This window comes from Chryseobacterium sp. FR048, assembly GCF_056844665.1.
Genome location: NZ_JBXDSE010000017.1, coordinates 19,998 through 27,585 on the forward strand (window position 1 = coordinate 19,998; position 7,588 = coordinate 27,585).

Consider the following 7,588-nt stretch of genomic DNA (forward strand, 5'->3'; position numbering starts at 1 on the left):
TGAGGAGGCATACCGGAAGAAAAGCATCACCGAAATAGAGTAGTGTAAACTTTTTAAACCATTAAGATTTTTCGGATTCTTAATGGTTATTTTATTTTCAACACCAGCCTCACTTTATAGCTTCTGATAGGTGATCATGATGTTTTTATCCTTTTTTTAATTTTAAAATAATAGCTTTACAAAAAAATAATAAGATGGACTCATTAACTGCTTTTGCTATCTTTTTTCTGGTCTTTTTTGCCGGGATCTCTTATCTGATCATGAGTTTTTGCAGACGATGGACAAAAGGCCATCAATATAGCGTACTTTTTAATACTTTGATATTCATCACTTCCTTTTGTCTGATCGTATGTGCTGCGTTCTATCTTTTCATTATGAATCTTTCTTTTGAACGATAGCAGATGAGTTTTTTCTAATGATAAAATAAGCAATCAGAAGATTAATAACTAGAGCCAACCATACATTGAGCCCATAAAAAAGCTCATAATCGTGGTACTTTTCATTGAAAAACAGATTTTTAATAAGCCTGAAGGTGATCGCAGTAGTAGTTACGGCATAGCTTAAAATCATAGAGTTCCTGTGTCCGATGATATTCCCTTTTTTGATAGAAAGTACCGCCACAATTGTAAAGTAAGCCCATAGAATATCCTGTATCAGAAATCCTGTGATCCCGATGATTCCTCCATTAGAAAATAAGCCTAATACGAGACATGCAGGGACATTGATGATAAGAATATTATAAACATAGACCTTTCCTATGATCTTGTGAAGACTTCTGTTCTCTCTCAGAAACTGATTCGAAAACTGAGTAAGACCGGCCATAAGACAAAGCGTTATGGAAAAAATATGGATGTAGAAAAATGCCATCCAATACGGATTACTGACCACTTTTTGTTTAAAGGCCAGAAATCCGACGTTTTTTTCAAAAGTAAGGTATTGGGAAATCGTTTTCAGCATCAGGATACTGAAAATAAATACGGAAAAAAACGCAATTATTTTAATGATTTTTATACTCCAGGCTTTTGTCATGGGTTGATGAGGTATGATAAAATTTTAAATCTGGCCCAATATTCAGTCTTCCAAAACTTCCCTGACCTGGTTTGCCAGATCATCAATGCTTTCAAACTTTCTCAGTTTCAGAGATTTTTCCTGGGTTTTCAGCTCTTCAATAATGTCAAGAACCAGTTCCAGTGGTTCAGCTTCATATCCCAAAAGATGGCTGTCGAAATTGGTCCCAACGATCAGACCGTCAATGTTCATCCCCAGACACCAGTTTTCTAAAAATTCATTGAGGGGGATAGGAGAGACCTCATAGTGGTTCCATTCCCGTTCTACACAGGATTTTGCCCGTGCCGCATCAGACCAGAAACAAATGATCTGCACGGGCTCACCGTCTTCATATTCCAGATCATTGGAGTAAGAGGTGGCATAGCCTTTTTCATCTTTTAAAGCATAAACCGTCTCTGTCTCACATATTTTGGAGATAAAGTCCTGATGGCGGTTCTTGATGGTAATATGATCCTGAAGCATAGAGTTTAATTATGAGTAATGAGTAATGAGTAATGAGTTGCCGACGAAACTAAGTCTGAAATCTGGCGTCTATTGTCTATCATCTATTAGTCTATCATCTTACAGACAGCCTACAAAATTCCTTTAATTCTCAAATGCTGCAACAGCATAATTGTTTTGGCATCCTTTATTTCCCCCGCATCAATCATAGAAAGGGCTTTATCAAAAGGCAGTTCCAGAACTTCAATATTTTCGCCCTCCTCTTCAAGGCCGCCGCCATCATTGATCTTCATTTCATTAGAATACTCAGCGATGAAAAAGTACAGAATTTCCGTTACAGAACCTGGAGACATATAGGCTTCAAATATTTTTTCGGCTTTGGAAATCTTATATCCTGTTTCCTCTTCAGTTTCTCTTCTGATGCAGTCTTCAGGATTATCATTGTCTAGAAGTCCGGCACAGGCTTCAATCAGCATTCCTGTTGCATTTCCGTTGATGTAGGTAGGTAATCTGAACTGTCTGGTCAGAATAACGGTATGAGAAGTTTTGTTATACAGCAAAATAACCGCTCCGTTTCCTCGGTCATAGGCTTCTCTGCTTTGGGTTTCTGTGCTTCCGTCTTTTTTGCGAACCGTAAAAGTAACTTTATTTAAGGTATACCAGTTGTCTGATAGAATATCTGTTTTTACAATATTAATATTAGGATTTTGCATATTGTTGTTTAAATTTTTTTGATGATTATTGTGTATTTAGCAGGTCTTTTAAAGCCTTATTCAGATCCGGAAACTTAAAATGAAATCCCGCATCCTGAATTTTCTGAGACGATGCCCTTGAACCTTCCAGTATAGCATCTGCCAACTCGCCAAATAGCATTTTTAAAATAAAAGTGGGAACATTGGGCATGAATAAAGGCTTATTCAGAACCTCAGCAATTTCTTTGGTCAGCTCAGTATTGGTGGCATGCTGAGGTGAAACCGCGTTGTAAGCACCATGCAGATTGGTTTTCTTTAAGGCAAATTCATAAATAGAGCAGATGTCCTCAATATGAATCCATGGCATATATTGCCTGCCACTTCCTAATGGAGACCCTATATAATACTGAATAGGAGGGATCATCTTCTTCAATGCTCCTTCTTTTTCAGAAAGAACAACGGCTGTTCTTATTTTTACCACCCTTTCTGCAAGATTTTGTTCTTTAAAATGATCGGCAGCTCGTTCCCAAAGTACCACAACCTCGCTGAGGAAATCTTGTCCGGGAGGATCGTTTTCCGAATATATTTTTTCTGTAGTATGAGTTCCGTAAAAATTAATTCCTGAAGCTGAAATAAAAGACTTGAGCTTCATCTCTTTCTGAATTAATGCATGTCGTAGCAATGCTGCAGAATCAACCCTGCTGGAGATCAGTTCTTTTTTTCTTTCCGGCGTCCAGCGTTTTTCCGAAATATTGGCTCCTGCAAGATGAATGATATGAGAGACATTTTCTAAAGCCTTTTCATCTATTATTTTGTTTTTGATGTCCCATTCATACTCGTTGGCACGTACTTTTTTCCGAGTCAGGAATCTTAGTTCATATTCATGGCCTATTTTCTTTGCAAGCTCGCGGGCGATCATACCGCTTGCTCCCGTGATCAGAACAACTTCTTTCATAGTTATTTTTTATTGTGAGGTGGCTGAAGTTACAATTGATTTTTTACGATCAGCACAAAATCGTCTTCCAGAAGTTTATACCCATAATCGTAGATAAACTTATATTCGGAGCCGTTTTTGTAAACCTTCAGATTGGTGAAATAATCAAAATCAAAACCTAAACTTTCCAGCTTGGATCTCGTTATTTTGGTTTTGCCGTCAGTATTGATCTCTATAAGGATTCTGTAATTTTTGCGAAGCTTGTTATTCACATTGCGCATCAGATTCGTAGAGTCCTTGTTCTGTTTATTGTTGTAGGCGTTCCGGCAGGCATCATTACAGAACTTTTTATCAGACCTTCCGATGATTTTTTCGCCACATTCAAGACAGTTCATTATTTTTTCATTTTGTGTGGTGGGTATGTCTTTTCTTGAGCAGCCTTTTGAACCTGCTGTGAGTAGGATAACTTCTGTTGGGCGTTATATTGTTGAAGAATAATGCCACAAGCAACAGGATAATACACCCTGAAAGAACAGGGGAGATGACGTACCAATATCCCAATTCCGGAATCTTTCCGGTAGAGCTTACCGCTATCAGGGCAGTAGCGCCTCCCGGTGGGTGCAAAGTCTTGGTATATTGCATCAGAACAATAGAAAAAGCAACAGCCAGCGGGGCAGAGAGCCAGATAATATCCGGAACAAACTGATAGACTGTAACCCCTACGAGCGCCGAAAGAACATGGCCGCCCACCAGATTTCTGGGTTGTGCCAGTGGACTTTGGATGGCTCCGTAGATAAGAACGCTGGATGCACCAAAAGAACCGATCAGGAATATGTTTTCTGTTTCTGTAAGAGAATGAGACTGGATAAATGCAATAATTCCAATCCCGAAAAATGCACCTAAAAATGACCAGAAATGTTCTTTGTAATCAACCAATGTTTCTTTGTAGATCACATATTTTGAGACTCTGAGCGTTCTTTTTATTGTCTTCTTCATGTAGTGGGCCTTCTTTATTTTTTATAATTCTATTTTCCGTAAAATATAGATCACTTTTTCAAGAGATCAAACAAAGATACAGATTTATCCGTTTGCAAATGGATAGCGTTGAGGTAAGTCTCTATTTTCTTTCAGAGAGCCAAGTATTGATCAGTAGTTTAATAGGTGTTTTTCGTTTTTGTATTAATTTTTTAAATACAACTATCTTGTTTTCATGTAAATAAATCTATTTTTATTTCACTTATGTGTGTTTTTTTGTAATTTTGATATGCACAATAAAAAAAACAAACCATGAAAAATTCCAATTTATTGATCTTTATGATCTGTTCCTCTTTTACATTTGCGCAAGTAGGGATTAATACAACAGCGCCATTAGGTGTTTTAGATGTTACTTCTGGTAATTCAGCCGTAGTATTACCCAGAAATGCAAACCCTCCGGCGAACGTAGGTACGCCAGTAGCAGGTATGATTATCTATGATTCCAATTTTAAAACATTAAGGTATTATGATGGTACCCAATGGAGCACAGTGATTTCTTCACAAACACTTACAACGGCTAATGAAGGAGTGGTAAAACTGAATAGTGGTGCAGGAGTGAAACCCTCCTTTGCATTTAAAGCTTCAGGAGGAGTTCCTTTGAGTACTTATGAAAATATCGTGTATCAGACTCCTATCAATATCGTTACAGATTTTGCTGCTCCGCCTACAACCAGCTGGCCGGAAAATGTCGGAACTCCTGTTCCTGGTGATATATACAATCCTGCTACAGGCCGGTTTATTGAAAATCCTATTGCAGGGCAGGTACATATGTGGCGGGTTATTGTAAGTTATAGCGGTAAGAATAATGGTTCTGTAGCATTTGTTACGATTAACCTTTCCAATCCGGTTCCGCCTTCCACATTTTCTATAGATCAAACAGCGGTTGCTCCCAATGGGGTAACCTCAGGAAATCTTGTTTTTTATCTGGTTAGCGTAGCAGATCCTCTATCTATTGGTAGCGGGTATATCATTAAAATAAAATCCGATACTGCTTTGGATGCCACTATTGATAGTATAACGAGAATTTCCCAGGCGAAAGATTAAATTTTTTTATTGATAAAGCTTTTTTTTAGTTAGCAGATGTCAGATAAGAACAATCCTGATCAGGTTTGTTCTTATCTTATTAGGTTACAAGCTAAACAATCACTTTTATATCACCATTTCAAAAAAACCATGAAAAAACATCCCATTAAGCCCGAATTTACTTTTAAAATATTTGAAATGCTAGGCGGTTTGTGGATCACAGGCTGTATAAAAACTGCAGCAGAAATGAATATTGCAGATCTACTGGCAGATGGTCCCAAAACAGTTTCCATTTTGGCGTTGGAAACAAACTCTCAGGAAGAGCCACTTTACCGAATCATGAGAGCACTAAGCAGTGCAGGTATTTTTGAAGAGCTGGAAAACAGAGTTTTTGCATTGAATGATTTTGGAGCCGCATTACAAACCGATGTGCCCGGTACAGCAAAAGAATTTGTTCTTACCATTATGAATGAGCATTTTCCTGCTTATGGAGATCTCACATATGCTGTTCAGACCGGAAAAATCCCTTTTGAACATATTCATGGGATAGATCTTTGGCAATTTTATAAAAATAATCCCGACGCAGGAGAGAATTTCGGAAGAGGAATGACCGGAATATCAGGAATAGAGCTGCAGGGAATCATTGAAAATTACGATTTCAGTCCCTACAAAAAAATTGTAGATATAGGAGGTGGCAATGGGGCGATGATGTACAGTATTCTCACTGCGAACCCTTACAGTTCCGGGATTATCTTTGATGAAGCACATGTCCTTGAAAAAACGGTGAAGCTTATTCCGGAAAATTTAAAAGAAAGATGCTTTGTAGCTGCAGGAAGCTTTTTCGGGGAAATTTTGAACGGAGCAGATCTGTATACCATGAAATGGATCATGCATGACTGGAGTGATGAAGAATGTGTACAAATTCTAAAAAACTGTTACGCTGCAATGCCCAAAGGGGCAAAACTGCTGATCATAGATGCTGTGATTCCGGATGACTCACTCAATAAACCTCATATTGCCAAACTTTTGGATATTGTGATGCTGGCTTGCCTTACCGGAAGAGAAAGAACGTTGAATGAGTTTAAAATTCTTTTACAAAGATCCGGCTTACATTTCAACAGACTTGTGCAGATCGGTACAGAAGCAAAGAGCATCATTGAGTGTGAGAAAAGATAAGATCTACCAGGTTCAATCATAAAGCAAAAGTGCTCAATAAGGATATTGGGCATTTTTTAGCAATATTGATATAAGCTATTTTGATACCTCGATGTGATAAATGGCTGTAAGCCCTGAGCTAACCGGAGATCCGTTGTCCTGTAAATAATTTCCTGCTTTAAAATAGACCAATTCAGATTTCCAGCTGTCTCCAAAATGAAAAGTCGTCGTCTGTGGGCCTATTTTCACCTCAACATCCGAGTTGTTCTGGCGAATACTATAATCGAATGTCTGGCCCAAAGGAACATTTTTCAAAAGAGTAACCCTTTGCTCCTTATCATTGACTTCTTTTTTGAAACCTACCTGAACCTGGCCGTTATTCCACCAGATTTTCAAAGCCTCAGTTCCCTTAGAATGGCCGTGTATCTGGCCAATGATGATTTTTCCGGTACTGGGTTGCTGCAAGACAGCCATTTTTACCTGTAGGCTATGCTGGCCATCAAAATGCCATTCATTGATTTCGCGTAATTCAGTTCTTGGATAATGCGAACCCTGAGTGGTTTTGCCATCTGAAGAACAAAAAAAACGTATGCTACTATCCTGTGGCGCAAAATAAAAATTTTCCGAAGAAAACCTGGCAATATCCGCTCCTTTAATGATCGTTATTGAATTATTTTTCTCAATAGGAAGCTGAAGATTAAACTTACTCAAATCAAATTGAGCGGGAGGAACAGTTGCATAAGTCTTTTGGGCCTGTAGAAAACCTGAACATAGAATAAGCAAGCCTGTCTTTGCTATGGTTTTAAAACGATTCTGCATATCTGATGAATTAGAATTGATCGGTGAGAACTAAATTATATAATTTCTACGACAAATTTTTATGCAAGCTGCTGTTTATAATATTTTTATAATAAGTTAAAATAAACTTGATGAATGAAAGATATTCAAATTGCCACAAATGCACATGTTTTTTCTTTTTATTCGTGCATTCGTAGGCAAAAAAATGCTCACAGATTCATAAGATCACGCAGAGTGCGCAAGAGTTTTTATTCATCTATTTTTTTCGTTCGCAACGGCGTTACACTCAGCTATTAAATTATTGCGTGTTTTGCTGAATAGAATGCCTTTGCGATCGAAATATTTACAATAGTATGAAACGTTTCTAGCGAACCTTAGCGTTAAAAACAAAAATGAATTTGTGTATCCGCAGCCCAAAAAATGCTCACAGATTCATAAGATC

At 37.8% G+C, this 7,588-nt stretch carries 9 protein-coding genes; 2 read left to right on the forward strand and 7 right to left on the reverse strand.

The genetic code is table 11. The features are described from left to right. Positions 1–372: 372 nt before the first annotated feature. The 6 genes from AC106K_RS27455 to AC106K_RS27480 form a co-directional block, all read right to left on the reverse strand. Positions 373–1,029 (reverse strand): DUF2306 domain-containing protein, encoded by a 657-nt coding sequence (locus tag AC106K_RS27455; protein WP_482448794.1) that lies wholly within the window; start codon positions 1,027–1,029, stop codon positions 373–375. Positions 1,030–1,071: 42 nt separating this feature from the next. Then, a complete protein-coding gene (locus tag AC106K_RS27460) occupies positions 1,072–1,530 on the reverse strand; it encodes a DUF2750 domain-containing protein (protein WP_482448795.1) in 459 nt (152 codons plus the stop codon). A gap of 110 nt (positions 1,531–1,640) precedes the next feature. Continuing rightward, a complete protein-coding gene (gene nudK / locus AC106K_RS27465; protein ID WP_482448796.1) occupies positions 1,641–2,222 on the reverse strand; it encodes a GDP-mannose pyrophosphatase NudK in 582 nt (193 codons plus the stop codon). Between the two features lie 25 nt (positions 2,223–2,247). After that, on the reverse strand, positions 2,248–3,156 hold the full coding sequence (locus tag AC106K_RS27470) for a TIGR01777 family oxidoreductase (protein ID WP_482448797.1): 909 nt from the start codon (positions 3,154–3,156) through the stop codon (positions 2,248–2,250). A 29-nt stretch (positions 3,157–3,185) separates the two neighbouring features. Further along, positions 3,186–3,530: a hypothetical protein gene (locus AC106K_RS27475; RefSeq protein WP_482448798.1), complete on the reverse strand. Its 345-nt coding sequence runs from the start codon at positions 3,528–3,530 to the stop codon at positions 3,186–3,188. Positions 3,531–3,537: 7 nt separating this feature from the next. After that, entirely contained in the window at positions 3,538–4,131 is a 594-nt protein-coding gene (locus AC106K_RS27480) for an HPP family protein (protein ID WP_185288574.1), read from the reverse strand. A 291-nt stretch (positions 4,132–4,422) separates the two neighbouring features. Here AC106K_RS27480 and AC106K_RS27485 point away from each other — a divergent pair, with 291 nt between their 5' ends. Together AC106K_RS27485 and AC106K_RS27490 are read left to right on the forward strand one after the other, a co-directional pair. After that, on the forward strand, positions 4,423–5,214 hold the full coding sequence (locus AC106K_RS27485; protein ID WP_482448799.1) for a hypothetical protein: 792 nt from the start codon (positions 4,423–4,425) through the stop codon (positions 5,212–5,214). A 129-nt stretch (positions 5,215–5,343) separates the two neighbouring features. Then, positions 5,344–6,369: a methyltransferase gene (locus AC106K_RS27490; RefSeq protein ID WP_482448800.1), complete on the forward strand. Its 1,026-nt coding sequence runs from the start codon at positions 5,344–5,346 to the stop codon at positions 6,367–6,369. Positions 6,370–6,444: 75 nt separating this feature from the next. Here the strand turns inward: AC106K_RS27490 and AC106K_RS27495 are convergent, their stop codons facing one another. After that, complete coding sequence (locus AC106K_RS27495) at positions 6,445–7,167, reverse strand: polysaccharide lyase family 7 protein (protein WP_482448801.1); 723 nt, start codon at positions 7,165–7,167, stop codon at positions 6,445–6,447. Between the last annotated feature and the right edge of the window lie 421 nt (positions 7,168–7,588).